Raw genomic sequence first — 24,328 nt, 5'->3', positions numbered from 1 at the left:
CACGCGCGACCATCCGAGACATTCGCGCGACACTTCGCAGAAGAGGCCCGGCTTGACTGCTTCCGAATTCGAACCCTGGAACGATCCCGAGGCAAAGCCCTTGATCCACTTTCAGAACGTCACCAAACGCTATGGCGAGTTCACCGCCATCGACGATTTGACCATCGGCATCTACGAAAAAGAGTTTTATGCTCTGCTGGGCCCTTCGGGTTGCGGCAAGACCACGCTGATGCGGATGCTGGCCGGGTTTGAAACCCCGTCTGAGGGCACCATCCGGCTGGCCGGGCAGGATATCGCGCCGGTGCCGCCGAACAAACGCGCCGTCAACATGATGTTCCAGTCCTACGCGCTGTTCCCGCATTTGTCGGTCTGGGAAAACATCGCCTTTGGCCTGAAGCGCGAGAAAATGCCCAAGCACGACATCAACGACCGGGTCGACGAGATGCTGCGTCTGACCCGGCTGGAGCAATTTGCCCGCCGCAAACCGCATCAGATCTCCGGCGGTCAGCGGCAGCGGGTTGCCCTGGCGCGGTCGCTGGCGAAACATCCGAAACTTCTTCTGCTGGATGAGCCGCTGGGCGCGCTCGACAAGAAGCTGCGCCAGGAAACCCAGTTTGAACTGATGGATATTCAGGAGAAGACCGGCACCACATTTGTGATCGTGACCCACGACCAGGAGGAGGCAATGACCGTGGCTTCCCGCGTGGCAGTGATGGATCACGGCAAGATCATCCAGGTGGCCACGCCGGACCGGATCTATGAAAGCCCGAATTCCGTCTATGTTGCTGACTTCATTGGCGATGTGAACCTGATTGCAGGCACTGCCAAACCCAATGGCAGCGACACCTATGCAATGTCCTGGCACGAGGGCCACGCGCCGCTGACCGTGCAGTCCCCAAATCCGCTATCCGACGGGCAAAATTGTCAGCTGGCAATTCGGCCGGAAAAAGTCTCCATCAGCGCCGAAAAACCCGAACAGGCGGACAATTCCGTGCAGGGCCGCATCCTGGATATCGCTTATCTGGGCAATATCTCTACCTACCACGTGGAACTGCCAACCGGCGCGGTGATTAAGGCGCAGACCGCCAACACCCGCCGCATCGCCCGCCGCGCCTTTACTTGGGAAGACACTGTCTGGCTGTCATGGACCGCCACGGCAGGCGTACTTTTGGCAGACTGATGCGCCGCTTTGTCCTGATTGCCATCCCCTATGCCTGGCTATTGGCGCTGTTTCTGGTGCCCTTTGCCATCGTTCTGAAAATCTCGCTGTCGGATTACGCGATTTCGATCCCGCCCTATGTGCCGCAGTTTGATCCGGAAACCGGTATCGGAGCATTGATCGACGCGCTGGACTTTGAAAATTTCATCTGGCTGACCGAAGATGACCTGTACTGGAAAGCCTATCTCAGCTCGCTGAAGATCGCGGTAATCTCAACTTTTTTCACCCTGCTGGCAGGTTACCCGATCGCCTACGCCATGGCACGCGCGCCGGCTGAGTGGCGGCCCACCTTGATGATGCTGGTGATTCTGCCGTTCTGGACGTCGTTCCTGATCCGCGTTTATGCGTGGATGGGGATCCTGTCGAACGAAGGGTTCCTCAACCAATTCCTGCTGTGGACCGGGATAATTTCCGAGCCGCTTACGATCCTCAACACAAATACCGCGGTCTACATCGGCATCGTCTACACCTATCTGCCGTTCATGATTCTGCCGGTCTATTCGGCACTGGAACGGCTGGACGGATCGTTGATCGAAGCCGCCGAGGATCTGGGCTGTTCGCGTCTGTCTGCGTTCTGGCTGGTGACAATTCCCTTGTCGAAAACCGGTATCATTGCCGGCAGTTTCCTGGTCTTCATCCCGGTGCTGGGTGAATTTGTGATTCCCTCACTGCTGGGCGGATCAGACACGCTGATGATCGGCAAGGTGCTGTGGGAGGAGTTTTTCTCCAATCGCGACTGGCCAGTGGCCTCCGCGGTGGCGGTGGTTCTGCTGCTTCTTCTCGTCATCCCGATTGTGCTGTTCCAGCGCAACCAGCAGAAACAGCAGGAGGCAGAGCAATGAACCGTATGAGCTGGTTTAATGCCGTATCGCTGACCCTTGGCTTTGCATTCCTTTACATCCCAATGGTGATCCTGATCATCTTCAGTTTCAACGAAAGCAAGCTGGTAACGGTCTGGGCCGGGTTTTCGACCAAGTGGTACGGCGAGCTGATGCAGAACGAGGCGTTCCTGAATGCCGCCTGGGTGACCATCAAGGTCGCCGTGTTCTCCTCTACTATCGCCACCGTGCTGGGCACTATCGCCGCCTATGTGATGGTGCGCGGCGGGCGGTTCATGGGGCGGACGCTGTTTTCCGGCATGATCTATGCGCCGCTGGTGATGCCCGAAGTAATCACCGGCCTGTCGCTGCTCCTTTTGTTCATCGGCATCGGATTGGACCGCGGGGTGCTGACCATCGTCCTGGCGCATACCACCTTCTCCATGTGCTATGTTTCGGTTGTGGTGTCCTCGCGGCTGGTGACTTTCGACCAGTCGCTGGAGGAAGCCGCGCTGGATCTGGGCTGCTCCCCGGCAGAGGCGTTCCGGCTGGTGACCCTGCCGATCATTGCGCCCGCGGTGATATCAGGCTGGCTCTTGGCCTTTACCCTGTCGCTGGATGATCTGGTGATCGCCTCATTCACCTCCGGCCCCTCGGCCACCACCCTGCCGATCAAGATATTCTCCGCCGTGCGCTTGGGCGTCAGCCCCGAGATCAACGCGCTGTCGACGATCATGATCAGCATTGTGACCATTGGAGTCATCACTGCCTCGCTGGTGACAAAACATCAGATGACCCGCCAGAAGCGGGAGGAACAGGCCGCGGAGCGCATCTGATGCGCCGGATATTTTCCGGTTACGCCTACGGTCCCGGCCCCCGCACGAACTGCTGGTGGGACGAAACCATTGCAGCACCGGACTGGCCGGTGCTGCAGGGTGAAGTCTCCGCCGATGTGGCCGTCATCGGCGGCGGGTTCACCGGCATGTCAGCCGCGCTGCATCTGGCAGAAAGCGGCGTGTCCGTTGCGGTACTGGAGGCCGAGACCCCGGGGTGGGGCGCATCAGGGCGCAATGGCGGTTTCTGCTGTTTGGGCGGCTCAAAGCTTTCAGGCAGCACGATGCGGCGGGTTTTTGGCAAATCTGCGGCTGAAACGTATCACGCCAGCGAGGAAGCCGCCGTGCATCTGGTTCGCGGCCTGCTGCAGACCCATGGCATCGATGCCGACACTCATTCACATGGCGAAACCCAGCTGGCACACAACGAAAAGGCAGTCCGCCGCCTGCAATCAGAAGCGGACGCACTGCGTCAGGCGGGAGAGGAACCGGAATTTCTGACCCGTGATCAGCTCGCGGACAAAGGGCTGAATGGCAGCTTCCATGCGGCGCTGACAACACCGGTGGGATTTGCGCTCAATCCGCGCAAATACCTGTTCGGCCTATCCAAGGCCGCGCAGGATGCAGGTGCCCGAGTGTACCAACGCAGCGCAGCGCTGTCGGTACAACAGGCAGGCAGGGGCTATAGAATAGAGACTGCACAAGGGAGCCTGAGGGCTTCCAAGGTCATCATCGCAACCAACGGCTATTCCGCCGAGGACCTGCCCGGCTGGCTCGCAGGGCGTTACATGCCTGCACAATCCACCGTCATGGTGACCCGGCCGCTGACCCGGGCGGAACTGGACTCGCAGGGCTGGTTCTCGCATCAAATGGCCTATGACACCCGCAATCTGCTGCATTACTTCCGGCTGATGCCCGACAACCGGTTCCTGTTTGGAATGCGTGGCGGGCTGCTGGCTTCCCCCCGGGCTGAAGCAGGTATTCGCCGTAAACTGCGGCAGGATTTTGAGGCGATGTTCCCGGCATGGCGTGAAGTGGACTCCACGCATTCCTGGTCAGGCATGGTTTGCCTGTCGCGCAACCTAGTTCCCTTCATTGGCCCTGTGCCGGAGCGCCCCGGCATGTTTGCCGGGCTGTGCTATCACGGCAATGGTGTGGCGATGGGCAGCTATGCCGGACGGCTGCTGAGTGATCTGGTACAGGGGCACGCGCCCAAGCTGCCCTACTCACCCATAGTGCAGAAAATGGCACGCTTTCCTTTTGGCCGCGCCCGCCGGATGCTGATGCCTCCGGCTTATGCGGTTCTGGGCCTGATGGATTGAAGCGCCGCGCGTTCCAGTTCTGACGCCTGTAAGTCCTGCGCGCTGCCGCGTTCGGCCCGCCACTGGCAATAGGCTGCCATCCGCCAGTGGAACCAGGGCTTCAGCGCCAAGGCCCGCCCGGCAATCCGCGGATCGGGATAGGCGCGTAAAAATGCGTCTTCTTCATCCTTGGACAGCGGCGCCCCCCGGTACATCAGCTGCATCGCAGGCGACAGGAACAACGCCAGGTCTTCTGCCGGGTCGCCGATTTGCGGGCATTGCCAATCAATCAGCGTCAGCGTGCCATCATGTGCCAGCAGGTTGCCTGGCACCGGGTCGCCATGAATCAGCACCAGCTGAGGCAACGGCGGAACCCGGCCCAACGGGCGAAGCGCCGCCAGCTGATCGCGATCGCGGCAGCTGCTCAGAATTTCAACGGTTTGCTGTTCCAGCGCCGCGCTGCCATTCACGCCGCAAGGCAAGCCCGGCGGGGGAGCCAGGTCGTGCAAACGCCCCAATAGCTGTGCCACATGGCCAGTGTCCTGCTGCCAGGGACTGCCATTGACATGCGCATAGCCCAGCCATTTCCTGCCTTCAAATTCCCCGGTCTGGATCAGCGGCGGCACCATGCCGGTGCCTGACAGTGCCGTCAGCACAGCAACTTCGCGGGCCGGATCATTGGCAAACAGCGGGTTGGCGCCTTCGGCTGAATAAAGCTTGATCACCAGCGCGCCGGCCCGCCAGACATGATTGGACCGCCCGCCTGCCAGCCGTCTAGGAGCGGGCACATGAAGACCCAACGCAGACAAATGCGCAAAAAAGCGGGGTTCGAACTGGTCAGGAAGCGGTTGCAGGGCGGTCTCCGATGTTATGCCGCCCTGTTCTTAGACAGTTTTTCTGCCTGCGCATACAGCTGGATCAAGCCTCAGGATCACGCAGCGCGTTCACCGACGAAGCCAGAACCACGGACCCCCCTTTGGTGATCAATCCCACTTCGCCGCCCTGCATCCGGGTTTCGTTCACCTTGAAATAAATTTCGGCATATTCCTGCAGCAGCAGCTCGTCGCCTTTGCTGCTTTCGATCACAAAGGCGTATTCCCCCGCCTCAAGCGGGTTGCCGTCATCATCCAGACCGTTCCACTGGAAAGGCTCAGCCGAGACCGGCAAAGCGACGCGCTGCACTTCGGTGCCGTTTTTGTCCTGCACGACCAGTGTCACCGAATCCGCGGCAGCAGCCGGGTTAGGCGCAATAGTGATTTCATTGCTGCCATCAAAGTAACCAGGGGCCACCGCCCGTGCTTCCATCCCGACCCAGCCAGAAAGAGCCGCCATATTAGCCAGGCCAAGCTGTGATTGCAGCCCTTCCAGCAGGTTGTTGCTCTTGGTCTGTTGTTCGACCATCGAGAATTGCGCCAGCTGCGCGGCATATTCAGTCGAATCCATCGGTTCCAAAGGATCCTGATTTTTCGCCTGCGCGGTTAGCATTTTCACGAAAGTATCAAAATCCGAGGTCAGGCCGGAGGTCTGCTGCGGCGACGGCTGCGACGAATTGGATTGCCCTGAGTTGAATCCCGTAGAAGTAACTGGTGTTGTCATGTGTTCAAACCCTCATGTCCACACCGGCTGTTCCGAGCCGGAGGTTTTGTGTTGCTGCTTCACCGGCGTCCTTTGCATCGGCGCCGCGTGTCTCTGCGGTTCCGCTGGACAGGCCGGAACCGCCGTCCGCTTCATCGCCGGGATGACCGGTGCCGGCCTGTCCGCCGCTGAATTCAAATGAGATATCTTCATATCCCATGCGGCGGAATTCCTCGGCCAGTTCATGGATGTGCCGGCGCATCAAATCACCGGTTTCCGGACGTTCCGTCTGAATGATCATGGTGATTCCTGTTTCGCTGGCCATCACGCGCATCTTCACATGGCCCAACTCCTGAGGGTTCAAACTCACCTCAACCTTTTGCTCGCCTTTGGCAGCAAATGCCTCAGCCATCTGGGCCGCAATCATGCGCGGTGCTTCCGGCCGGTGCGCCCCATGTGAGCCAATTGAGGCTTCCGTCAGCAGCTGCGTCAATCCGGGCGCTTCGCTGGATAATCCCAGTGTTCCGGCCAGCGCCTCATCAGTTCCGGACAACAGCTCTGCCGCCATTTTTCCGGCAGTCATCCCGCCAGCAAGCAAAGGCTGCAGCTGAGAAGCTGCCGACTGAATGATTTGCGGCGCTGCAGGCACTGTAGCCGTCCGGGCATCACTGCCTTTTAACGGATCGGCTAACGGGCTCTCAATTCCGGCTGGTTCCGCTTTAATCTGCGCTCCATTTCCGTTCGAAACAGGTGTGGAAGCTAGATCACGTTTCTGACCCGGCCCCTTCACAGCAACCTGGTTGACCGCAATGCCCGGATTTTCTCCTTGCGCAGCCGGATTGACCGCCTTCGCTATGCTGTCAGGCTTTTCACCAATCGACTGAGCCACTGAATGGGTACTCGAACTTGAACCAGTCTCGAGAGATTTCGGCTGCGCCGCACTGATTGCATTTCCGTTTTTGCTTTGCCCCGTGCCATCGGTAACTTGTGCCCTTTCCGCCGGAGCCCTTTCAGTGGCTGTCGCACCTGTTTGAGCAGCAGTCTCAGGCGAAACGCGGGCAGTGTTTTCCCGGCGATTTCCAGTTTCCCTGACATCAACTCTGCGGACATCGGGTTCAGTACTATCCCCCAGCAGCTTTGTGGCTGAGTTCTCTGGCGCAGCTGCAGGCTTTCTTGCTGCTGCCTGTGTTGCTGAACGCACTGAAGACTGCGCTTTCTCTGTGTTTCCAGCTTCGCCGGCCTTCTCAGCAGGTTGCACATTGCCCTCAACGGACGGACCGTGATGCATCACTGCCCCTGCTTTGAGGCCCGCACCCTGATCAGTGGGACTTACGCTGGAGGCTGCTTTGGGCATAGCGTCTGGCTGATCATTTCCGCCGGCAGGTGCACCGTCTCCGGGCTGAATACCGGCGCCGGCTCCCGGGTCCTTCACAATCAGCAGTCCGCTTCGCTGTTCAGCGGACCGTGACTCAACTCTTTCTCCAGTTGCTGTAATGACGCCGTGCGGGGACTTAACCTTAGTCTCTGCGGCACCAGCCTCTTCAGCGGTGGAAGTTCCACTATTTTGCAACCCTGAAGCCATTTCCGCATCGGAAAGTACTGGTTCAACTCTGGAGGGGTTCCTTGCCGATGTTTCCCGCTCCCCTTCAAAGAGTGTGCTTTGACTTGCCTGAACCGGTACTCCCTCGGGTACGTCCTGCCTTGTCGCAACGCGTGTGCCTTGGCTTGCCTGAACCGGTAAGCCTTCGGGTACGTCATGCCCTGTCGCAACGCGTGTGCTTTGGCTTGCCTGAACCGGAACGCCCTCAGGTACGTCCTGCCCTGTCGCAATGCGTGTGACTTGGCTTTCCTTGCTGTCCTTGGCCGTACTCTTCTGCATCCTGGGTTCAGATTCGGCCTCAGCCGATTCGCCCTTGGCTGATTGTTGTTCGGCCGCCACCTCGCCAGGGCCGGACCGAGCAGACAAAAAATCTGAAAAGTCTCTTGAAGTATTTGATTTTTTTGAGTCATCCGGAGAACCAGACGGTGACTTACCAGCAGAGCCGGCTTCCAAGCCAAGGATCGAATTCATATTCATGATCGTTTTCCAGACATTCTATCTCGACCCGGACAGACATACCCCAAAGCGGTTACGGCAATTTTAACCGGTTCCTGCGCAATCTTAGAAAAATCGATGAATTTCGACTTTCAACCGGAGAACCGGACATGTCAGATCTATTGCCAAACCTGCTTCAGGCCGCACCTGCAACCACCCCGGTGCGTCCAGCGGTCAGCGATCCCCTTCGCGAGGCCGCAATTGAGCTCGAAGCCTCCTTCCTTGCGGAAATGCTGAAATCCGCAGGGCTCGGTGAAGCCAGCGAAGGCTTCGGCGGCGGCGCTGGAGAAGAGCAGTTCTCCAGCTTTCTAATTCGCGAACAGGCCACGCAGATCGCCCGCTCCGGCGGGATCGGTTTGGCTGAATCACTTTATCACGCACTAAAGGAGACCCAAGATGAGTGACCCGAAACCTCAGCAGCTCATTGATGAACTTGATCAGATCCTGGACCGCGAGCGCAAGGCGCTGATGGCCGGCGACCTTGGCAAAGTGGAAGATCTTCTGACCAAGAAAGAGAAAGTCATCGGTAAGCTGAATTCCGTGTCAGAGCTTGAACGCGAGTCTCTGGTGCAAGTCCAAACCAAAGTCTCGCGAAACCAGCAGCTTCTGGACAGCGCCATGGACGGTATCCGTGCCGTCGCCGCCCGAATGGCCGAGACGCGCCGCATCCGAAAGGGATTGGATGTCTATGACCAGGCCGGCAAGCGGGCCCGTCATAGCACCCGAGGCGGCGGCAAGCTTGAAAAACGGGCCTGAGTGCAATTTTGGGAAAATTCTAGAAATACCGAATCCCGGCATTAGCACTCCCTTAGCAACTCCTGCGCCAATGTCGCCTTGCACCTTATGAAGGGTGGCGCGGAAGCCGGACGGCGGAACGCACAGTCAGAAAGACGTCACACAGCGCCCCTCGGGGCAAGTAGTACTGGGGCCAAAGCGCCCCGCAGATAAAGGAAAAAGCTATGACCAGCATTCTGACCAACAACGGCGCAATGGTAGCTCTGCAGACCCTGAAGACCGTGAACAACGGCTTGGAAGAAACCCAGAACCAGATCTCGACCGGCAAAGAGGTCGGCATGGCAAAGGACAACTCCGCGGTCTGGGCCATCTCCAAGTCGATGGAATCGGACATCCAGGCATATGAGTCCGTAGAGGACGCCCTGGACTTTGGTGAAGCAACGGTCGCGGTTGCATCCTCCGGTATGGAACAGATCGTCGAAGTTCTGAAAGACATGCGCGAACTCGTGATTTCCGGTGTTTCCCAGAACGTCGACCATGCTCAAATCCAGGCTGACCTGCTTACCAAACAAGAGACGATCGAATCAATCATCGACTCCGCATCCTTCAACGGCGCCAATCTGCTTGACGATGCCGTTACAGCGCAGCTCGACGTTCTTGGCGGTCTGAACGCCGCAAGTGACATCATCACCGTCACAGCGATTGATACCGCAGGCAACCTGAACGCAACTGGCATTACAGTTCTCGATTCAACAAACGCAGCAGCTGTCATGTCGGAAATTGATGTCATGCTGACTTTTGCAATCGGCAGCGCAGCGAGCCTTGGTGCTGCCAGCAACCGCCTCGAAGGACAGAGCGATTTTGTCTCCAAACTGACCGACTCGCTGAAATCCGGTGTCAGCACCATCTCTGACACCAACATGGAAGAAGCATCGGCGAGGTTGAAAGCATTGCAAACCCAGCAGCAGCTGGCGGTGCAATCGCTGACCATCGCAAACCAGTCGCCGTCCACATTGCAGCAGCTGTTCCGTTAACAGCCCTTACCGGGGCGCTGATGGCGCCCCGGTCTTCCCCTCTCAGAGAACCTGAAGAATAATACGTTAGGAAAACACGTGAATGCCCTTCTGAAGGCGAAGAGTGCCTATTCGGCGGCAAAGGCCCCGACCCGGACAGCAAAGAGTTTTGAATATGAGGTGGTCGCACGAGTGACCCGCCGACTGATCACTGCAGCGCAGAAAGGCCGCGATGAATTTAGCGATCTTGCCGCGGCTCTGAACGACAACCGCAAGCTTTGGTCAATTTTCACCACAGATCTCGCGTCAAAAGGCAACCCGCTGCCGGACGAACTGAAGCAAAACCTTTTCGAACTGGCGGAATTCACGCGACAACACACCACCAAAGTGCTTCAACGCAAGGCCGATGTCCGGCCTCTGGTGGAAATCAATACGGCCATCATGCGTGGCCTCCGCAGCGGAGCATCCTGAATATGAGCGGACTTGTCCTAAAACTTGCCCCCAAGGAGCGTGTCCTTGTGAATGGCGCGGTGATTGAGAATGGCGACCGCCGAAGCCGCCTGTCCATTGTCACCCCTGATGCCAACATACTGCGCCTGCGCGATGCGATCCATCCGGAAGAAGCCAATACGCCCGTGCGCCGGGTATGCTATGCGGCGCAGTTGATCCTGTCAGGTGATGCCGACCCCGAGGAAGAACGTCTGCCGATGCTGCGCCGGATCGAAGAGTTGAGCCAAGTCTTCACCGATCCGGACAGCCGTGCATCCATAGCCGAGGCGACAGACGCGCTGATCGGCAATAACCACTACCGCTGCCTCAAAGCGTTGCGCACTCTGCTGCCGCGCGAAGACCGGCTGTTTGCTGTCAGACCATCCTGATAGCTCCCAACTCCTCCAGCCTGCTACAAGAATTGCGGGCTGGAACTCCCTTTCGGCTCAAGCTGGAAAGCAGCTTTCAGCAATGTGCAGGATTGGTGCACAGTCTTAATATTGGCCGTCGGGCATAGGGTGCACCTGATACTTGCAGGCGACGCAGAGAATGTTGACGAGCAGGCGGTGCAGTCCTTGCAAACCAGGGTTGGCGCGCTGGCCGCCGCCAACAATTCAGATCACAAATACTCAAGACGTGGACCTGCAAGTGAAGCGTGGGAAGACCAAACGCACCCGTTCCACGCGGTTGGTCGAACCGCAATGCCGCCTGCTGCCAGTCTTGCGGCCAACTTTCTACTACTCCTATAGTGCAGAACCGAGGCAATACTGCCTCTAACAAGGCTGACCGACCGGCAGCTTGCTCACCCTTTCACTGCGTCCAGCAGTTAACCTGTCACTTGCAGAACGAGGGTCACGCGGTGGTTCAGAAACTTTTCGGACGGCTGATACGGCTCCTGAAGCTGCTTCAGATTACCAATAATCAATAGTTGCAAGGGGCCAAAGGGCACGGGACTATCCCCTGATTTCTGCTTCACCGGAAATCTATGCTGCCCCGGAGCTCCGCTTCAGCCGGGCGGTCTGCGAGTCAAACGGCCCAATCAGGTCTGGTGCGCATACATCACCTGCCGACCGATGCGATGCGTTCGTCATTGACGTCGGACTATTGGCAATTTCAATAGTGCAATCCAGTATTTTGCGGCCTCTACGGGCTAGCGCACTTCAAACGGGCTGGAGGCCGTGGATCACAAAAAATGTCCTTGGACCAATCCCTTAATATCCAAAATTCGCAAAGAAGCTTGAATAGAGGTTGCCCTTGTTTTTGGGCCAGTTTTCCGCCTGTCTAAGCTAAATCATTGGTTTCATGTCAGGCGGCGGCATTCAGGTTCTGAGGCGGCGTATCTTAGGCCGCGCCCGGCGTCAGCAGCCCATATTGATGAGTGCGGGCGCTTTTCGGCGCAGCATCTGATCCAGGCGCCGATCCCGATGCGGGCCTCCGAGCCGGTCTCGAAGGCATTCAGGTAGGCGCATTTGTACTTCAGCGAGCGCCAAAGCCGCTCGATCAGGCGATTTTCGATCCAGCGGCCGCGCCCATCCACCTGGATCTTTACCTTTGCGGCCCGCAGCACGCTGGTAAAATCTGAACTGGGGAACCGGGAACCCTGATCCGAGTTGAATTTCCCGGGCGGGCAGCGCCAGGCCAGTGCTTCCTTCAAGGCTTCGATGCAGAACCCGGCGTTCATTGAGTTCGACAGCCGCCAGATCAGCACTTTGCGGCTGTGTCAGCCCATGGCCGCGCGCATGCGGGTCTCGAAGCGCTTGGTCTCCCGGCTGGCGCGGCAATCAGGCCCAGCCATTCGGCGTGGGTCAGATCGGCGGCGCTGTCCCTTCGGCAAAGGCTTCCGCCATGCCATCAAGGCGCAGGGCATTCAGGCGGTCGAGGGTTGGATGGGTCAGCATGAATATCCTTTCAATGAAAGCAGCCGGCGCGTCCCGCCGAAGGCAGGCCATGAGTAACAGGCGCCCCTTTGGGGGCGGCGGATGTTGGGGTGGGTGATTGCAGGCTCCTCCGTGGCACGGGTGCGGGGCTTGCGCTCCGGCCCATTCTTCAGGATTGAATGGACCGGCGAATAGGAACGGGCATTGATCTCGAGCGCCCGCTTGCAGGCGGCGTCGAGGCGGTCCCGGTAGATCTTGCCGGCCAGCCGGATCACGCACAGGCAGGTGCGGCATCCCTGCTCCGGGTGCTTGCGCTGGCATATGATCCCGATGCGTGGAATGCTGCCCATTGCCGGAGGTGCGGGCGGTGATGCGGGCCCGCAGCTCATTCTTCACCAGGTGGTGCGGCACGGAATAGTAATGCCGGACGATTGCGATGTGGTAATCGATCCCCGCGCGGCATATCTTCCATTCGGCATAGACGTAGGGCTCCGCTGCCAGCGGTTTCAAGGCGGGCCTGTCCAGCTGTTCGAACAGTTGTCGGCGGCTGGCGCCAAGGTGGCGGGAGACCTTGCTGTTGAGCCTGTCCAGCAACGGGCGGATGGCAGCGTTTACTTCCTCGAGACTGAAGAATTGCAGGCTGTGCAGCCGCGCCAGGATCCAGCGTTCGACCAGCAGGACAGCACTCTCGGCCTTCGCTTTGTCTTTTGGTTTGCGAGGCCTCGCGGACAGTGAGCTAGTGAAGGCGCCACTGGTTCAAGCCCACTGGCGAACAGCAGTATCGTAGTGCACGGATAGAGGAGACGTTCAAGCTCGGCATCCGCCATCTCCGGCGGCAGCGGCCAGTTTAAGCCTGCCTCTCGTTCACGCTCCAGATAACCCTGCAGCGTGGTGCGGCCAATCGCCAGGTTCGCCGCCATCCGGCGGGCCGGCAGGCCCTCGGCCGAAAGCCGCAGTACGTCTCGTATCTTCCGTATCCACTGCCCGGCAGGCACATACGCGCATGCTGCCGAGAGGAGGCTATCGCTTCATCGCGCTCCCTCCGGTTCCAAATGAACCGCAAGGCAGCGGGCTGCAGATGGCCTTGCAGCAACACGTCAGAGAAGTTGCCGGATGTGGTTGGAAAGGGTGGCAGGATCACACTGGGCGACGCAAGCAAGGCATTCCAACTTGGAATGACAGCAGTAGGCAATCTCATTGGTTTTGACGGCGCGTTCGCGGATAAATGTGCCCAGAGTTTATTCCAAGGAGGCCGCATGGACCGCGCCCAGATCGTGCATAAGAATTTCCTGGACCGGGTTAAGGCCGCTGACTTCCCTGCAGGTGCGGCACCCGCAGGACCGCTTGCCGTATCAGAGGCGGTTGGCACTTTCCGTGCACAGGTGTTGAGCCGGGCGCTGGACTTGACCAGCCGGGCGATGCAAAAAGCGGGCGAGGGGTTTTACACCATCGGATCCTCGGGGCATGAGGGGATGGCGGCAGTGGCGCGGGCCCTGCGCCCGACCGACATGGCCTTCCTGCATTACCGTGATGCAGCGTTTCAGATTGCCCGGGCGGATCAGGTTCCGGGGCAACGGATTGCCTGGGACATGCTTTTGTCCTTCGCCTGTTCCAGCGAAGACCCAACCTCAGGCGGCCGGCACAAGGTTCTGGGCTCCAAGACACTGATGATCCCGCCGCAAACGTCTACCATTGCCTCGCATTTGCCCAAGGCGGTGGGGGCGGCTTATTCCGTCGGTGCAGCCAAGCGGCACCAGCCAGAGCATCAGGTGCTGCCGGAAGACGCCATTGTCATGTGCTCTTTCGGGGATGCTTCGGCCAACCATTCGACCGCACAGGGGGCAATCAACACCGCGGGCTGGAGCTCGGTGCAATCGACGCCGCTGCCTTTGCTGTTTGTCTGCGAGGACAACGGTATCGGCATTTCCGTAAAAACGCCGAAGGGCTGGATCGAGGCCTCGATGGCGCAGCGGCCGGGCATCAAGTATTTCAAGGCAGACGGGCTGGATATCTATAACGCCTTTGCAGTGGCGCAAGAGGCAGCAGAGTATGTGCGGACCCGCAAGAAACCGGCCTTCCTGCATCTGCGCACCGTGCGGCTGTATGGCCATGCCGGGGCGGATGTTCCGACCACTTACCTCAGCAAGACCGAGGTTGAGGCGGATGAAGCCAATGATCCGCTGCTTCATTCGGTGCGGCTGCTGAAGGAAGCCGGGGCGCTGCAGCCCAAGGAAGCGCTGAAGATTTACACGGGCACTTGCGCGCGGGTGGAGCGAATCCGGGCAGAGGCGGTGACACGGCCGCATCTGAAGACGGCAGTAGATGTAGCTGCCAGCCTGATTCCGCCAACACGGACCTGTACGCCCACCAATGGCCCGCGCTTAGAGGAGCGGGCGGCGGCGTTCGGCAGCGACATGCGGGCGATGGAGGAGCCGCAACCGATGTCGCGGCTGATCAACTGGGCGCTGACGGATTTGATGCTGGAGCATGGCGAAATCGTCATGATGGGCGAGGATGTCGGCCGCAAGGGCGGTGTTTACGGCGTGTCTCAGAAATTACAGCAGCGGTTCGGACCGGACCGGGTAATCGACACGCTGCTGGATGAGCAGTCGATCCTGGGGCTGGCGATTGGTATGGGGCACAATGGGTTTGTGCCCATCCCGGAAATCCAGTTCCTTGCCTATCTGCACAATGCCGAGGACCAGCTGCGCGGCGAAGCGGCGACTTTGCCTTTCTTCTCAGACGGTCAATTCACCAACCCGATGGTGCTGCGGATTGCAGGCCTTGGCTATCAGAAGGGTTTTGGCGGGCACTTCCACAATGACAACTCTCTGGCGGTGCTGCGGGATATTCCCGGAATCGTAATAGCTTGTCCGTCAGATGGGGCTGAGGCTGCAATGATGATGCGCGAGGCGGTGCGGCTGGCGCGCGAGGAGCAGCGGGTGGTGGTCTTTGTGGAGCCGATTGCGCTGTATCCGATGCGGGACCTGCATGAGGCGAAGGATGGCGGCTGGATGCGGACCTACCCCTCGCCGGACCGGCGGATCGCTTTGGGCGATGCGGGTGTGCATGGGGAAGGCACCGATCTGGCCATCGTGACCTATGGCAATGGACGGTATCTTTCGGCCCAGGCGCAGGCGGAACTGGCGGTCCAGGGTGTGGATGCGCGGATTGTGGATCTGCGCTGGCTGGCGCCGTTGCCGGAGGCGGCTCTGTTGGAGGCGGTGAAAGATTGCAGACATGTGCTGGTTGTCGATGAATGCCGCATCACAGGCAGCCTGTCAGAGGCGCTGATGGCACTGTTTGCGGAACAAGGCGATGCCCCAACGGCGCGGGTGGCGGCCAGTGATTGTTTCATTGCCACTGGGCCGGCCTATGGTGCCACGCTGCCGTCGAAGGATAGCATTGTTGCAGCTGCCTTGAATCTGGCAGGAGGCAAGTCATGACCCGCACAGCTGTTCTGATCTGCCCGGGACGGGGCACTTACAACAAGGCGGAGCTGGGGTACCTGCACCGCCACCATGCGGACAAGGCGGCGCTGTTCGCCGGATTTGATGCGCAGCGCAAGGACGCCGGGCAGGAGGAAGTCACGGCGCTCGACGGGGCAACCCGGTTTTCGATGTCAAAGTACTCCCGCGGGGACATAGCATCGCCATTGATCTATGCCTCAACGCTGGCAGATGCGCAGTCGTTGGCGGATGACATTGAAATTGTCGCGGTTACCGGCAATTCCATGGGCTGGTACACCGCATTGGCGGCAGCCGGAGCGTTGAGCGCGGCAGATGGGTTCAAGGTGGTGAACACCATGGGCACGCTGATGCAGCAGCAGCTGATCGGCGGCCAGCTGGTCTATCCCTCTGCAGGTCCGGATTGGCAGGATAACCCGCGTCGCAAGACCGGGCTGCTGGACTTGGCGGCAGAGATCAATGCGCGCGAGGAGCATAACCTAGGGCTGTCGATTGACTTGGGCGGAATGCTGGTGCTGGCCGGGAATGAGGCCGGGCTGTCAGCGTTTGAGGCCGCGGTGCCGGTGCTGGACGACCGCTTTCCCATGCGGCTGGCCAACCATGCCGCGTTCCATACAGCGCTGCAAGCACCGGTGGCAGCCGAGGGGCGCAAGCGGCTGAGTCCCGAAATGTTCTCTCAGCCGGATGTGCCGCTGATCGATGGCCGCGGGCAGATCTGGTGGCCGGGTGCCACGGATAAACAGGCGCTGTGGGATTACACGCTTGGGCGTCAGGTGGTGGAGGCCTATGACTTCACCCGCGCGGTGCAGAATGCAGCTTATGAGTTTGCGCCGGACCAGTTTATCGTGACCGGTCCCGGCACCACATTAGGCGGCGCCGTGGCCCAATCCCTGACACAAATTAGTTGGAAAGGGGTGGTTGGAAAGGCGGGTTTTAAAGCGCGGCAGGCGGAGGATCCGCTGTTGATCTCCATGGGGGATGACGCACAGCGGTCATCGGTGAGCGGCTGATCCAGCAGTATACTGCGCCTGTTGCCTGCATCAAAGAAGCAGGCAAGACAGCCTTGGGCGCATCACTGCCTTGCCTGCAGTGCCGTGAAGGCATGCAGGGGCAGGTTTTCCCTGAAAGCCTGTGTTCGCCGTGCTTCGAAAGCGCACAAGGGGGATGTTCAATGGTAAGATCTTCTACAGCCTCCTTTGTTATCGCAGATCGCATGCAGCTTGGTGCTCATGCCGCCCTTGATACTGCCATTCTGGCGTCCACGCCCTCTTCACTCCAAGACTGGACGCAGTGCGGTGAACCTTGAAGTAGGTGGAAGACATATCGGCAGCCAACTTTGCATGCGTCGAAAGAGTGCTGTCCATCTTGGAAAGCTCCCGTGCTGATTGGTTTAATTGTGTTGTGATTGCGTACAGGCAGACAAAGCTCCGCCTTTTTATGCGCAGCGTTTCAGAATTTCTTTGTTTTTGGGAAGCTGTGCCTGACAGCCATCTGTCAGGCCGTGCGCTGTCAGTGTACTGAAAGCTCTTCAAAATGCAAAAAACAACACTGTACGCACCAATCAGCGATGCAAAACTCAGCGCACTGAAGCAGTCGCTTTCTACACCATTCTACATCAATCTATGCCGCGTAGTCGCTAGGTGGCTGCTGTAAGCGCGGTCATTTTCCGCCTGCAGCCTGTAAGTAGTTGAAAGAAGTGGTGAGCCGTGTTGGGTTCGAACCAACGACCTACTGATTAAAAGTCAGTTGCTCTACCAACTGAGCTAACGGCCCACTTCTTCGTTGCTGTCTAAGCGTTTTCTCCAAGAGGATCAAGCACTTATTTCGCTTCGGAACTGCCTGGCAGCCTGTGTCATGCTGTCCCGATAGGCGGCGTATCTAGGGCCAGTGCGGCGGGGGGTCAACCCCTTTTTTCAACTTTTCTCACCGAAGACTGGATTCATCTGCAGCGCAGGTCTATATGCCCGGAATGAACACCCAAGCAGATACCGCACTCCCCTTCATGAAGATGCACGGGCTGGGCAATGACTTTGTTGTTGTCGACGCGCGTGCACAGGACATTGCCATTACTCCGGCTATGGCCAAAGGAATCGCCCACCGCCAGTTCGGCGTGGGATTTGATCAGCTGACGGTCATCTCGAATGGCCCCGGAGACGCGCATCTCACCTTTTACAATGCCGATGGCTCCACCTCCGGCGCCTGCGGCAATGCCACCCGCTGCGTGGCGCGCCACCTGATTGTGGAAAGCGGCAAGCCCGGGCTGCATCTGACTACGGACCGCGGCGACCTTTATGCACGCGATGCCGACCATGGCCTTACTTCGGTCAATATGGGACATCCGCAGCTTGATTGGCAGGACATTCCGCTGGCCGAAGAAGCGGACACATTGGAACTGCCTATCGAAGGCGGCCCAACCGCAACCGGCATGGGCAACCCGCATTGCACCTTCTTCGTTGACGACGCCGAACTGATCCCGCTCGCGGAATTCGGCCCCCGCTATGAACACCACCCGCTGTACCCCCAGCGCACCAATGTACAAGTCGCCCAGGTGACTGGCCCCGACCGCATCCGCATGCGCGTGTGGGAGCGCGGTGTGGGGGTGACACTGGCCTCTGGCTCCTCTTCCTGCGCCACAGCCGTTGCTGCGGCCCGCCGCGGGCTGACAGGGCGCAAGGTGCAAGTTGATCTCGATGGCGGCACTCTGTGGATCAACTGGGCCGAGGACGGCGTGTGGATGACCGGCCCGACCATGCATGTCTTCCATGGCAGCTTCACACGCGAGTTTCTGGAGACGTTGAAATGAGCGTACCCAAGTTCACCACCCTTGGCTGCCGCCTCAACGCCTATGAGACCGAGGCGATGAAGGAATTGAGCCAGCAGGCGGGCCTTGAGAATGCTGTGGTCGTCAATACTTGCGCGGTGACCGCTGAGGCCGTGCGCAAGGCACGCCAGGAAATCCGCAAGCTGCGCCGCGAAAACCCCGAGGCCCCCATCATCGTGACCGGCTGCGCCGCCCAGACCGAGCCGGAAACCTTTGCCGCGATGGAAGAGGTCACCCGCGTCATCGGCAACACTGAGAAGATGCAGGCCGAGACATGGCAGCAGATTGCCAAGGGCCCGGACTTCATCGGCACCACGGAAAAGGTGCAGGTCGACGACATCATGTCGGTGACTGAAACCGCTGGCCATCTGATCGACGGCTTCGGCACCCGCTCCCGCGCCTATGTGCAGGTCCAGAACGGATGCGATCACCGCTGCACCTTCTGCATCATCCCCTATGGCCGCGGCAACTCCCGCTCCGTCCCCGCAGGCGTGGTCATCGACCAGATCAAGCGGCTGGTGGACAAGGGCTATAACGAAGTGGTTCTGACCGGTGTGGACCTGACCTCCTGGGGCGCCGATCTGCCCGCACAGCCGCGTTTGGGCGACCTGGTGATGCGCATTCTAAAACTGGTACCGGACCTGCCCCGCCTGCGCATCTCATCTATCGATTCGATCGAGGCGGATGATAACCTGATGCAGGCGATTGCCACCGAACCGCGGCTGATGCCGCATCTGCATCTGTCATTGCAGCATGGCGACGATCTGATCCTGAAACGCATGGCCCGCCGCCACCTGCGCGACGACGCCATCGCGTTTTGCGAGGAAGCCCGCCGCCTGCGCCCGGAGATGACCTTTGGCGCCGACATCATCGCCGGCTTCCCGACCGAGACCGACGCCCATTTCGAGAACTCGCTGAAGCTGGTCACAGACTGCGACCTGACATGGCTGCACGTCTTCCCCTATTCCAAGCGGGACGGCACCCCGGCCGCAAAGATCCCCAGCCAGGTGAACGGCAACGTCACCAAGGAGCGCGCCGCCCGTCTGCGCGCGGCTGGCGACGCCCAGGTCGCCCGCCACCTGGCTGATCAGATCGGCCAGACCCACCGCATCCTGATGGAAAACCCGCATATGGGCCGCACCGAGCAATTCACCGAGGTGGCCTTTGCCGCGCCGCAGCCAGAGGGCCGGATCGTCACCGCCGCCATAACAGGCGCCAGCGGCAGCCAGCTCACCGCCTGATCAACGCGCTGAATGCGTCAGCAAGTTGCGGCCGCCACCGAAGCGGAATCGTAGAACTCGTGCAGGTCGCAGATGCGCCCATCCCGGAACCGGCAGACAATGGCAACAGGCGTCTCCACCCGCTTTCCGGTGGCTTTGCAGGTCCAGGCCGTGGTGCCCAGCCCAACCACCCGGTCGCCCTCCGAGACCGTCTCTTCCAGCGTCCAGTGTTCCATTTCAAAGGCACTGGTCAGCTCACTCAGATAGCTCCGCAGCTGCGCGCGACCGTTCCGTGCAGCACTGAAATCCAGCCCATGCGCGCCCTCTCCCATCGAACGCATGCACATGTCCTCGGTGGTATAGTCATCCCACATGGCCAGATCGCCCGCTTTGCAGCCATTCCATCTGGTCATTGCTTCCCGCAGGATCTCTGCATTCGATAGCCCCTTCATTGCAACGCCTCCCAACTCATATTGATACACCCTCTAAAGGGTGCGCTCCGGTCTCCTCATCCGTCAAGCGTGCCTGCCTGCAATTGCAGCGCAGTCTGAACTGCGCTATGACTTCAACAAGGTCCCGGATACCCGCCGCTCGCAGCCTTTGGCTTTGGTGAAATCCGGACAAGGATCCTTCCTGACGCTTGGGTGCATGCCCGGATAGCAACGCGAGCCCTGTCTGCATCGGCAACTGCGCCCTTCACGCGAAAGGTAACCCCATGCAGCCACCGCATGCTCTCCCCCCCGTTCCGCAGCTCAAGACCGAAGCGCGTCTGCTGCGTAAGCATTCACAGGCCCAGGGCCAGCCCATAAGCCACAGCACCGCCCTCGAACGGATCGCGCAATACTATGGCTTCCGCGACTGGAACACCCTTAGCGCCCGCGCTTCAAACACCCCGGATCTGCAAGTCGGGATGCGTGTTGAAGGCCAGTACCTGGGCCAGCCCTACACCGGCTATGTCCACGGCCTCTCGGCCTGCGGCATCAACTGCCACCGCCGGATTACCCTGCAGTTTGATACCCCGGTGGACGTGGTCCAGTTCGACAGCTTTTCCTCCTGGCGCCAACGGGTGTCCGCGGTGATCGGCGCGGACGACCGCTCGCCGCAGAAAACCTCCAACGGGCTCCCCCAGCTGGTGGTCAGCCCGCTGTTGTGACCAGTCCGGTCGGCTTCTTTCTGGTCCGGAATACCCCGGGGTGAATGCCCGCAGGGCTGAGGGGCAGCGCCCCGAGCCCCTCACAACGAAAAACCCCCGCAAGCAGCACTTGCGGGGGTTTGATGTTTCAATCTGTCAGTCAGACAAGGATCAGTCTTTACCCTTGTGCGGCGCCCACAGCTTCTTGTTGGTCAGATACAGCAGAACCGACAGCAGGGTCAGGAACAGCACGCCGACAAAACCGGCCTGCTTGCGCGCCATCATCTTAGGTTCAGCAGTCCACATCAGGAAGGCCGCGACGTCTTGCGCCATGGCATCCACGTCATTGGCATGGCCGTCCGCAAACTCCACCTGCTCATCCGACAGCGGCGGCGCCATCGAAATCCAACCGCCCGGGAAGGCAGTGTTCTGATAGAAGATGGTGCCAGCCTCTTCCTTTTCTTCACCGGTATAGCCAGCCAGCAAAGAGGCGATGTACTCGGCGCCGCCCATGCCCTTGAACAGCTGGTTCAAACCCGAACCGTAGGGGCCGTGGAAACCCGCACGCGCCTTGGCCATCATGCTGAGGTCCGGGGCGCCGGCGTTGTTGTTTTCCGGGAAGTGGTCGACCGGCTTGGCCGGACGGTCCTCATCCAGTGCCGCATCATAAACGCTGAAGTTGTCGGCCGCGTAGGCACGCACCTGATCCTCAGGCAGCTGCGGGCCGCCTTCGTCGCCCAGGGTGCGCAACGGCACCAGCTTCAGCCCGTGACAGGCTGCGCAAACTTCGGTGTAGATCTGCAGGCCGCGCTGCAGCTGGTTGCGGTCATAAGTTCCGAACGGGCCTTCAAACGAGAAGGCGTAGTCGGTGATGTGCTGTTCGCCGCCGCCTGCTGCGTAGGACGCAGCAGGGATCATGGCCAGAGCGAAGGCGGCACCGGTTGCCAGTTTCTTGAACATTGCGAGGTGTTCCTTCTTCTTACTCGGCAGGAGTGGCTTCAGCAGAAGACTTCTTGCCGTAGTGGGCGTCGAAATCCTCTTCGATGGTGGCAGGCTGAGCCGTCGGCTTCTCGATCACACCGAGCAGCGGCAGGATCACCAGGAAGTAGCCGAACCAATAGGCCGATGCGATCAGCGAGAACGATGCATAGGGTTCTTCCGCCGGCATCGCACCCAGCCACATCAGGGCAAAGAAATCGACCACCAGCAGGGCAAACCACCATTTGAACATCGGACGGTAACGGCCCGAACGGACGCGCGAGGTGTCCAGCCAGGGCACCAGTGCCATCACGGCAATTGCACCGAACATCGCCAGAACACCAAAGAACTTGGCGTCGACAATGCCTCCGGTCACGAAGGAGGCGAACTGAACCACCCACACTTCCGAGGTAAAGGCGCGCAGGATCGCGTAGAACGGCAGGAAGTACCATTCCGGAACGATGTGCGCCGGGGTCACCAGCGGGTTGGCTTCGATGTAGTTGTCCGGGTGGCCCAGGTAATTCGGCATGAAGCCGACGATCGCCCAGAAGACCACCAGCACAACGGCCAGGCCCAGGAAGTCCTTGATCACGAAGTACGGCCAGAACGGCAGAGTGTCTTTTTCTGCTTCAGCCTTGGAGCCTTTACGGACATCAACACCGGTGGGGTTGTTGTTGCCGGTGGTGTGGAAGGCCCAGATGTGGATGATCACCAAGGCTGCAATCACAAACGGCAGCAGGTAGTGCAGCGAGAAGAAGCGGTTCAGGGTGGCGTTGTCCACCGCCGGTCCGCCCAAGAGCCAGGTCTGGATCGGCTCGCCGATGAACGGGATCGCGCCGAACAGCCCGGTGATCACGGTGGCGCCCCAGAAGGACATCTGCCCCCAAGGCAGCACATAGCCCATGAAGGCGGTGCCCATCATCATCAGGTAGATCAGCATGCCGACAATCCAGATGATCTCGCGGGGCGCCTTGTAGGAGCCGTAGAACAGGCCGCGGAAGATATGGATGTAGACAGCAACAAAAAACAGCGAGGCGCCGTTCATATGCAGGTAACGCAGCATATGGCCGCCGTTCACGTCGCGCATGATGTGCTCGATCGAGGCAAAGGCCAGATCGGCATGCGGCGTGTAATGCATCACCAGGACAATGCCGGTGACGATTTGCAGCACCAGGCAGAACGCCAGGACGATGCCCCAGATCCACCACCAGTTCAGGTTCTTGGGGGTGGGGATCATGATTGTGTCGTAGACAAGACCGACGATGGGCAGGCGGCTGTGCAGCCACTTTTCTGCGCCTGTCTTCGGCTCGTAATGGTCGTGCGGAATACCGGACATGAGCGCGTTTCCTTATCCCAGCTTGATGGTGTTGGCGTCGGTGAACTCAGCCACCGGCACATGCAGGTTCTCAGGCGCCGGGCCTTTACGGATGCGGCCTGCGGTGTCGTAGTGCGAACCGTGGCAGGGGCAGAACCAGCCGTGGAAATCGCCGGAACCGTCGCCCAGCGGCACACAGCCCAGGTGGGTGCAAACACCCATCATCACCAGCCATTCGCCGGCCTCGTCCATGGTGCGGTTCGCGTCAGCCGCGTCAGTACCCGGCTTGTTCGGGTTTTCCGACCGCGGGTCGATCAGTTCGGACAGCTCCACGGCGCGGGCTTCATCAATCTCTTCCTGGGTGCGGCGGCGGATGAACACCGGCTTGCCAAGGAACATGACCGAGATCTGCGTGCCTACTTCTACGCCGCTGACATCGACCAGGATCGAGGACAGCGCTTTCACGTCGGCGGAGGGGTTCATCTGATTGACCAGGGGCCATACGGCGGCACCCGCGGTCACTGCCCCGGCGCCGGCAGTGGCGTAGTAGAGGAAATCTCTCCGGGTTCCTTCGTGGTCTTCTGCGTGGGACACGAGGTTTTCTCCAATTCCAGCGCCCGTTTAGGGCAAACATGCGCATGCACCGCGATTGCTCGCAGTGACTCTGGCGCGTGTCTAGCGGGGAGAAGGGCATTCGTCCAGCGGTCATAGGCGCGCAGAAAGCCGCAGACGGCAATTCTGTCACCACTGTGTGACCGTGCCGCACCCATATCGGTGCGGCACCTGTCATGATCAAGAGGCGCGCTCAGCCCGCCGGCGGTTTTGTGGCCTGCATGGAGGGGCGCGATTCGAAGCCCGCAAACCACTCCGCCAGTGCCTCGTTGCCCTGGCGCCAGCCCGCATCAGGGTGGCGCAAGTCCACATATCCCAGCGCACAGGCCACCGCGATCTGGCCAATATCAAGCGGCCCCTGCAAATGGCTCATCCAGCGCGCATTCAGCGCGGCACAGCCGCCCAGCACCTTGCTGCGCTGCGCATCCAGCCAGCCATCCCATTGTTTTTCCTCAGGGCGCAGGCGTTTTTCATAGGCCATCAAGATCGCCGCATCCATAATGCCATCGGCGGTGGCTTCCAGAACCTTACTGTCCCAGCCGCCGCCATACAGCCTGCCGCCGGCCCGGTCGTCCAGATAGGCACAGATCACCCGGCTGTCATACAGCGCAGGTCCGTCATTTCGCTCAAGCGCCGGGATTTTGGCCAGCGGGTTGCTGGCTTTCACCTCTGCACCGGGGCTAAGGGGCGTTGTGGTCACATTCAGGATTTCAACATCCTCAATCTGCCCGGTCTCATGCAGCAGCACCAAAACCTTGCGGGCAAAGGGCGACGCCGGTGAATATGTAAGCTTCATGGAAAATCCTCCGCTGTTTGGCTGCAGCCTAC

Annotated in this window: 23 protein-coding genes, 1 tRNA gene and 2 pseudogenes; 14 read left to right on the top strand and 12 right to left on the bottom strand. The window is 59.8% G+C overall.

What is annotated here, in order from left to right:
* The first annotated feature begins 52 nt into the window (after window positions 1-52).
* From ETW24_RS20430 to ETW24_RS20415, 4 genes are read left to right on the top strand one after another with little or no spacing between them, the layout of a single operon-like run.
* On the top strand, window positions 53-1,180 hold the full coding sequence (locus ETW24_RS20430; protein WP_129372740.1) for an ABC transporter ATP-binding protein: 1,128 nt from the start codon (window positions 53-55) through the stop codon (window positions 1,178-1,180).
* Window positions 1,180-2,061, top strand: coding sequence for an ABC transporter permease subunit (locus ETW24_RS20425; RefSeq protein WP_129372739.1), 882 nt, complete (start codon window positions 1,180-1,182; stop codon window positions 2,059-2,061). Before ETW24_RS20430 ends, ETW24_RS20425 begins: the two co-directional genes overlap by 1 nt.
* Complete coding sequence (locus ETW24_RS20420; RefSeq protein ID WP_129372738.1) at window positions 2,058-2,873, top strand: ABC transporter permease; 816 nt, start codon at window positions 2,058-2,060, stop codon at window positions 2,871-2,873. The genes ETW24_RS20425 and ETW24_RS20420 overlap by 4 nt, the downstream gene beginning before the upstream one ends.
* Entirely contained in the window at window positions 2,873-4,192 is a 1,320-nt protein-coding gene (locus ETW24_RS20415) for an NAD(P)/FAD-dependent oxidoreductase (RefSeq protein ID WP_205877308.1), read from the top strand. The genes ETW24_RS20420 and ETW24_RS20415 overlap by 1 nt, the downstream gene beginning before the upstream one ends.
* On the opposite strand, the gene ETW24_RS20410 is transcribed toward ETW24_RS20415, so the two are convergent.
* The 3 genes from ETW24_RS20410 to fliK form a co-directional block, all read right to left on the bottom strand.
* A complete protein-coding gene (locus tag ETW24_RS20410) occupies window positions 4,165-4,896 on the bottom strand; it encodes a phosphotransferase (RefSeq protein ID WP_441328142.1) in 732 nt (243 codons plus the stop codon). The two genes, ETW24_RS20415 and ETW24_RS20410, sit on opposite strands and share 28 nt — an antisense overlap.
* Window positions 4,897-5,089: 193 nt before the next feature.
* Complete coding sequence (locus ETW24_RS20405) at window positions 5,090-5,767, bottom strand: flagellar hook capping FlgD N-terminal domain-containing protein (protein WP_129372736.1); 678 nt, start codon at window positions 5,765-5,767, stop codon at window positions 5,090-5,092.
* 4 nt (window positions 5,768-5,771) lie between these two features.
* Window positions 5,772-7,823, bottom strand: a complete 2,052-nt coding sequence (gene fliK / locus ETW24_RS20400; RefSeq protein WP_129372735.1) for a flagellar hook-length control protein FliK — start codon at window positions 7,821-7,823, stop codon at window positions 5,772-5,774.
* A 128-nt stretch (window positions 7,824-7,951) separates the two neighbouring features.
* Between fliK and ETW24_RS20395 the strand changes: the two genes are divergently transcribed.
* From ETW24_RS20395 to flbT, 5 genes are all read left to right on the top strand, one after another.
* Window positions 7,952-8,245 (top strand): rod-binding protein, encoded by a 294-nt coding sequence (locus ETW24_RS20395; protein WP_129372734.1) that lies wholly within the window; start codon window positions 7,952-7,954, stop codon window positions 8,243-8,245.
* Window positions 8,238-8,597: a flagellar biosynthesis protein FlgN gene (locus tag ETW24_RS20390; protein WP_129372733.1), complete on the top strand. Its 360-nt coding sequence runs from the start codon at window positions 8,238-8,240 to the stop codon at window positions 8,595-8,597. Before ETW24_RS20395 ends, ETW24_RS20390 begins: the two co-directional genes overlap by 8 nt.
* Before the next feature lie 203 nt (window positions 8,598-8,800).
* Window positions 8,801-9,610, top strand: coding sequence for a flagellin N-terminal helical domain-containing protein (locus ETW24_RS20385; RefSeq protein WP_129372732.1), 810 nt, complete (start codon window positions 8,801-8,803; stop codon window positions 9,608-9,610).
* Window positions 9,611-9,688: 78 nt separating this feature from the next.
* Window positions 9,689-10,060 (top strand): flagellar biosynthesis regulator FlaF, encoded by a 372-nt coding sequence (gene flaF, locus ETW24_RS20380; protein WP_129372731.1) that lies wholly within the window; start codon window positions 9,689-9,691, stop codon window positions 10,058-10,060.
* A gap of 2 nt (window positions 10,061-10,062) precedes the next feature.
* Window positions 10,063-10,467 carry a flagellar biosynthesis repressor FlbT gene (gene flbT, locus ETW24_RS20375; protein WP_039126788.1) on the top strand — a complete coding sequence of 135 codons (405 nt, stop codon included), beginning with the start codon at window positions 10,063-10,065 and terminating at the stop codon, window positions 10,465-10,467.
* A 980-nt stretch (window positions 10,468-11,447) separates the two neighbouring features.
* On the opposite strand, the pseudogene ETW24_RS20370 reads toward flbT, so the two are convergent.
* Together ETW24_RS20370 and ETW24_RS25425 are read right to left on the bottom strand one after the other, a co-directional pair.
* Window positions 11,448-11,795, bottom strand: a pseudogene (locus ETW24_RS20370) (transposase); the annotation flags it as partial.
* Window positions 11,796-11,883: 88 nt separating this feature from the next.
* Window positions 11,884-12,405: a hypothetical protein gene (locus ETW24_RS25425; protein ID WP_441328141.1), complete on the bottom strand. Its 522-nt coding sequence runs from the start codon at window positions 12,403-12,405 to the stop codon at window positions 11,884-11,886.
* A gap of 806 nt (window positions 12,406-13,211) precedes the next feature.
* On the opposite strand from ETW24_RS25425, the gene ETW24_RS20360 reads away from it, so the two are divergent.
* Window positions 13,212-15,401: a dehydrogenase E1 component subunit alpha/beta gene (locus ETW24_RS20360; RefSeq protein WP_129372729.1), complete on the top strand. Its 2,190-nt coding sequence runs from the start codon at window positions 13,212-13,214 to the stop codon at window positions 15,399-15,401.
* Entirely contained in the window at window positions 15,398-16,432 is a 1,035-nt protein-coding gene (locus ETW24_RS20355; RefSeq protein ID WP_129372728.1) for an ACP S-malonyltransferase, read from the top strand. The genes ETW24_RS20360 and ETW24_RS20355 overlap by 4 nt, the downstream gene beginning before the upstream one ends.
* 182 nt (window positions 16,433-16,614) lie before the next feature.
* On the opposite strand, the pseudogene ETW24_RS20350 reads toward ETW24_RS20355, so the two are convergent.
* Together ETW24_RS20350 and ETW24_RS20345 are read right to left on the bottom strand one after the other, a co-directional pair.
* Window positions 16,615-16,744: pseudogene (locus ETW24_RS20350) on the bottom strand (IS5/IS1182 family transposase); the annotation flags it as partial.
* A 375-nt stretch (window positions 16,745-17,119) separates the two neighbouring features.
* Window positions 17,120-17,195: transfer RNA gene (locus tag ETW24_RS20345), tRNA-Lys, on the bottom strand.
* Window positions 17,196-17,382: 187 nt separating this feature from the next.
* Here ETW24_RS20345 and dapF point away from each other — a divergent pair.
* Window positions 17,383-18,225 (top strand): diaminopimelate epimerase, encoded by an 843-nt coding sequence (gene dapF, locus ETW24_RS20340; RefSeq protein WP_129372727.1) that lies wholly within the window; start codon window positions 17,383-17,385, stop codon window positions 18,223-18,225.
* Window positions 18,222-19,484 (top strand): tRNA (N(6)-L-threonylcarbamoyladenosine(37)-C(2))-methylthiotransferase MtaB, encoded by a 1,263-nt coding sequence (gene mtaB, locus ETW24_RS20335; protein ID WP_129372726.1) that lies wholly within the window; start codon window positions 18,222-18,224, stop codon window positions 19,482-19,484. Before dapF ends, mtaB begins: the two co-directional genes overlap by 4 nt.
* Before the next feature lie 17 nt (window positions 19,485-19,501).
* Here mtaB and ETW24_RS20330 read toward each other — a convergent pair whose 3' ends face one another.
* A complete protein-coding gene (locus ETW24_RS20330; RefSeq protein ID WP_129372725.1) occupies window positions 19,502-19,915 on the bottom strand; it encodes a nuclear transport factor 2 family protein in 414 nt (137 codons plus the stop codon).
* 263 nt (window positions 19,916-20,178) lie between these two features.
* Here ETW24_RS20330 and ETW24_RS20325 point away from each other — a divergent pair, with 263 nt between their 5' ends.
* The gene (locus tag ETW24_RS20325) at window positions 20,179-20,616 is read left to right on the top strand and encodes a glyoxalase superfamily protein (protein ID WP_129372724.1); all 438 of its coding nucleotides are present in this window, start codon (window positions 20,179-20,181) and stop codon (window positions 20,614-20,616) included.
* Between the two features lie 150 nt (window positions 20,617-20,766).
* Here ETW24_RS20325 and ETW24_RS20320 read toward each other — a convergent pair whose 3' ends face one another.
* The 4 genes from ETW24_RS20320 to ETW24_RS20305 form a co-directional block, all read right to left on the bottom strand.
* Window positions 20,767-21,555: a cytochrome c1 gene (locus ETW24_RS20320; protein WP_129372723.1), complete on the bottom strand. Its 789-nt coding sequence runs from the start codon at window positions 21,553-21,555 to the stop codon at window positions 20,767-20,769.
* A gap of 19 nt (window positions 21,556-21,574) precedes the next feature.
* Window positions 21,575-22,909, bottom strand: coding sequence for a cytochrome b (gene petB, locus ETW24_RS20315; protein WP_129372722.1), 1,335 nt, complete (start codon window positions 22,907-22,909; stop codon window positions 21,575-21,577).
* A 12-nt stretch (window positions 22,910-22,921) separates the two neighbouring features.
* On the bottom strand, window positions 22,922-23,482 hold the full coding sequence (gene petA, locus ETW24_RS20310) for a ubiquinol-cytochrome c reductase iron-sulfur subunit (protein WP_129372721.1): 561 nt from the start codon (window positions 23,480-23,482) through the stop codon (window positions 22,922-22,924).
* Between the two features lie 211 nt (window positions 23,483-23,693).
* On the bottom strand, window positions 23,694-24,296 hold the full coding sequence (locus ETW24_RS20305; protein ID WP_129372720.1) for a glutathione S-transferase: 603 nt from the start codon (window positions 24,294-24,296) through the stop codon (window positions 23,694-23,696).
* Window positions 24,297-24,328: the final 32 nt, after the last annotated feature.

It is taken from the genome of Leisingera sp. NJS204, assembly GCF_004123675.1.
Lineage (GTDB): Bacteria > Pseudomonadota > Alphaproteobacteria > Rhodobacterales > Rhodobacteraceae > Leisingera.
This window is presented reverse-complemented; position numbering and strand designations above follow the sequence as displayed.

Excerpts from the sequence above, each read along its gene's own strand:
- ETW24_RS20425 (WP_129372739.1), top strand. The coding sequence starts at position 1,180 with ATGCGCCGCTTTGTCCTGATTGCCATCCCCTATGCCTGGCTATTGGCG.
- ETW24_RS20420 (WP_129372738.1), top strand. The coding sequence starts at position 2,058 with ATGAACCGTATGAGCTGGTTTAATGCCGTATCGCTGACCCTTGGCTTT.
- ETW24_RS20415 (WP_205877308.1), top strand. The coding sequence starts at position 2,873 with ATGCGCCGGATATTTTCCGGTTACGCCTACGGTCCCGGCCCCCGCACG.
- ETW24_RS20405 (WP_129372736.1), bottom strand. The coding sequence starts at position 5,767 with ATGACAACACCAGTTACTTCTACGGGATTCAACTCAGGGCAATCCAAT.
- fliK (WP_129372735.1), bottom strand. The coding sequence starts at position 7,823 with ATGAATATGAATTCGATCCTTGGCTTGGAAGCCGGCTCTGCTGGTAAG.
- ETW24_RS20395 (WP_129372734.1), top strand. The coding sequence starts at position 7,952 with ATGTCAGATCTATTGCCAAACCTGCTTCAGGCCGCACCTGCAACCACC.
- ETW24_RS20390 (WP_129372733.1), top strand. The coding sequence starts at position 8,238 with ATGAGTGACCCGAAACCTCAGCAGCTCATTGATGAACTTGATCAGATC.
- ETW24_RS20385 (WP_129372732.1), top strand. The coding sequence starts at position 8,801 with ATGACCAGCATTCTGACCAACAACGGCGCAATGGTAGCTCTGCAGACC.
- flbT (WP_039126788.1), top strand. The coding sequence starts at position 10,063 with ATGAGCGGACTTGTCCTAAAACTTGCCCCCAAGGAGCGTGTCCTTGTG.
- ETW24_RS20360 (WP_129372729.1), top strand. The coding sequence starts at position 13,212 with ATGGACCGCGCCCAGATCGTGCATAAGAATTTCCTGGACCGGGTTAAG.
- ETW24_RS20355 (WP_129372728.1), top strand. The coding sequence starts at position 15,398 with ATGACCCGCACAGCTGTTCTGATCTGCCCGGGACGGGGCACTTACAAC.
- dapF (WP_129372727.1), top strand. The coding sequence starts at position 17,383 with ATGCCCGGAATGAACACCCAAGCAGATACCGCACTCCCCTTCATGAAG.
- mtaB (WP_129372726.1), top strand. The coding sequence starts at position 18,222 with ATGAGCGTACCCAAGTTCACCACCCTTGGCTGCCGCCTCAACGCCTAT.
- ETW24_RS20330 (WP_129372725.1), bottom strand. The coding sequence starts at position 19,915 with ATGAAGGGGCTATCGAATGCAGAGATCCTGCGGGAAGCAATGACCAGA.
- ETW24_RS20325 (WP_129372724.1), top strand. The coding sequence starts at position 20,179 with ATGCAGCCACCGCATGCTCTCCCCCCCGTTCCGCAGCTCAAGACCGAA.
- ETW24_RS20320 (WP_129372723.1), bottom strand. The coding sequence starts at position 21,555 with ATGTTCAAGAAACTGGCAACCGGTGCCGCCTTCGCTCTGGCCATGATC.
- petB (WP_129372722.1), bottom strand. The coding sequence starts at position 22,909 with ATGTCCGGTATTCCGCACGACCATTACGAGCCGAAGACAGGCGCAGAA.
- ETW24_RS20305 (WP_129372720.1), bottom strand. The coding sequence starts at position 24,296 with ATGAAGCTTACATATTCACCGGCGTCGCCCTTTGCCCGCAAGGTTTTG.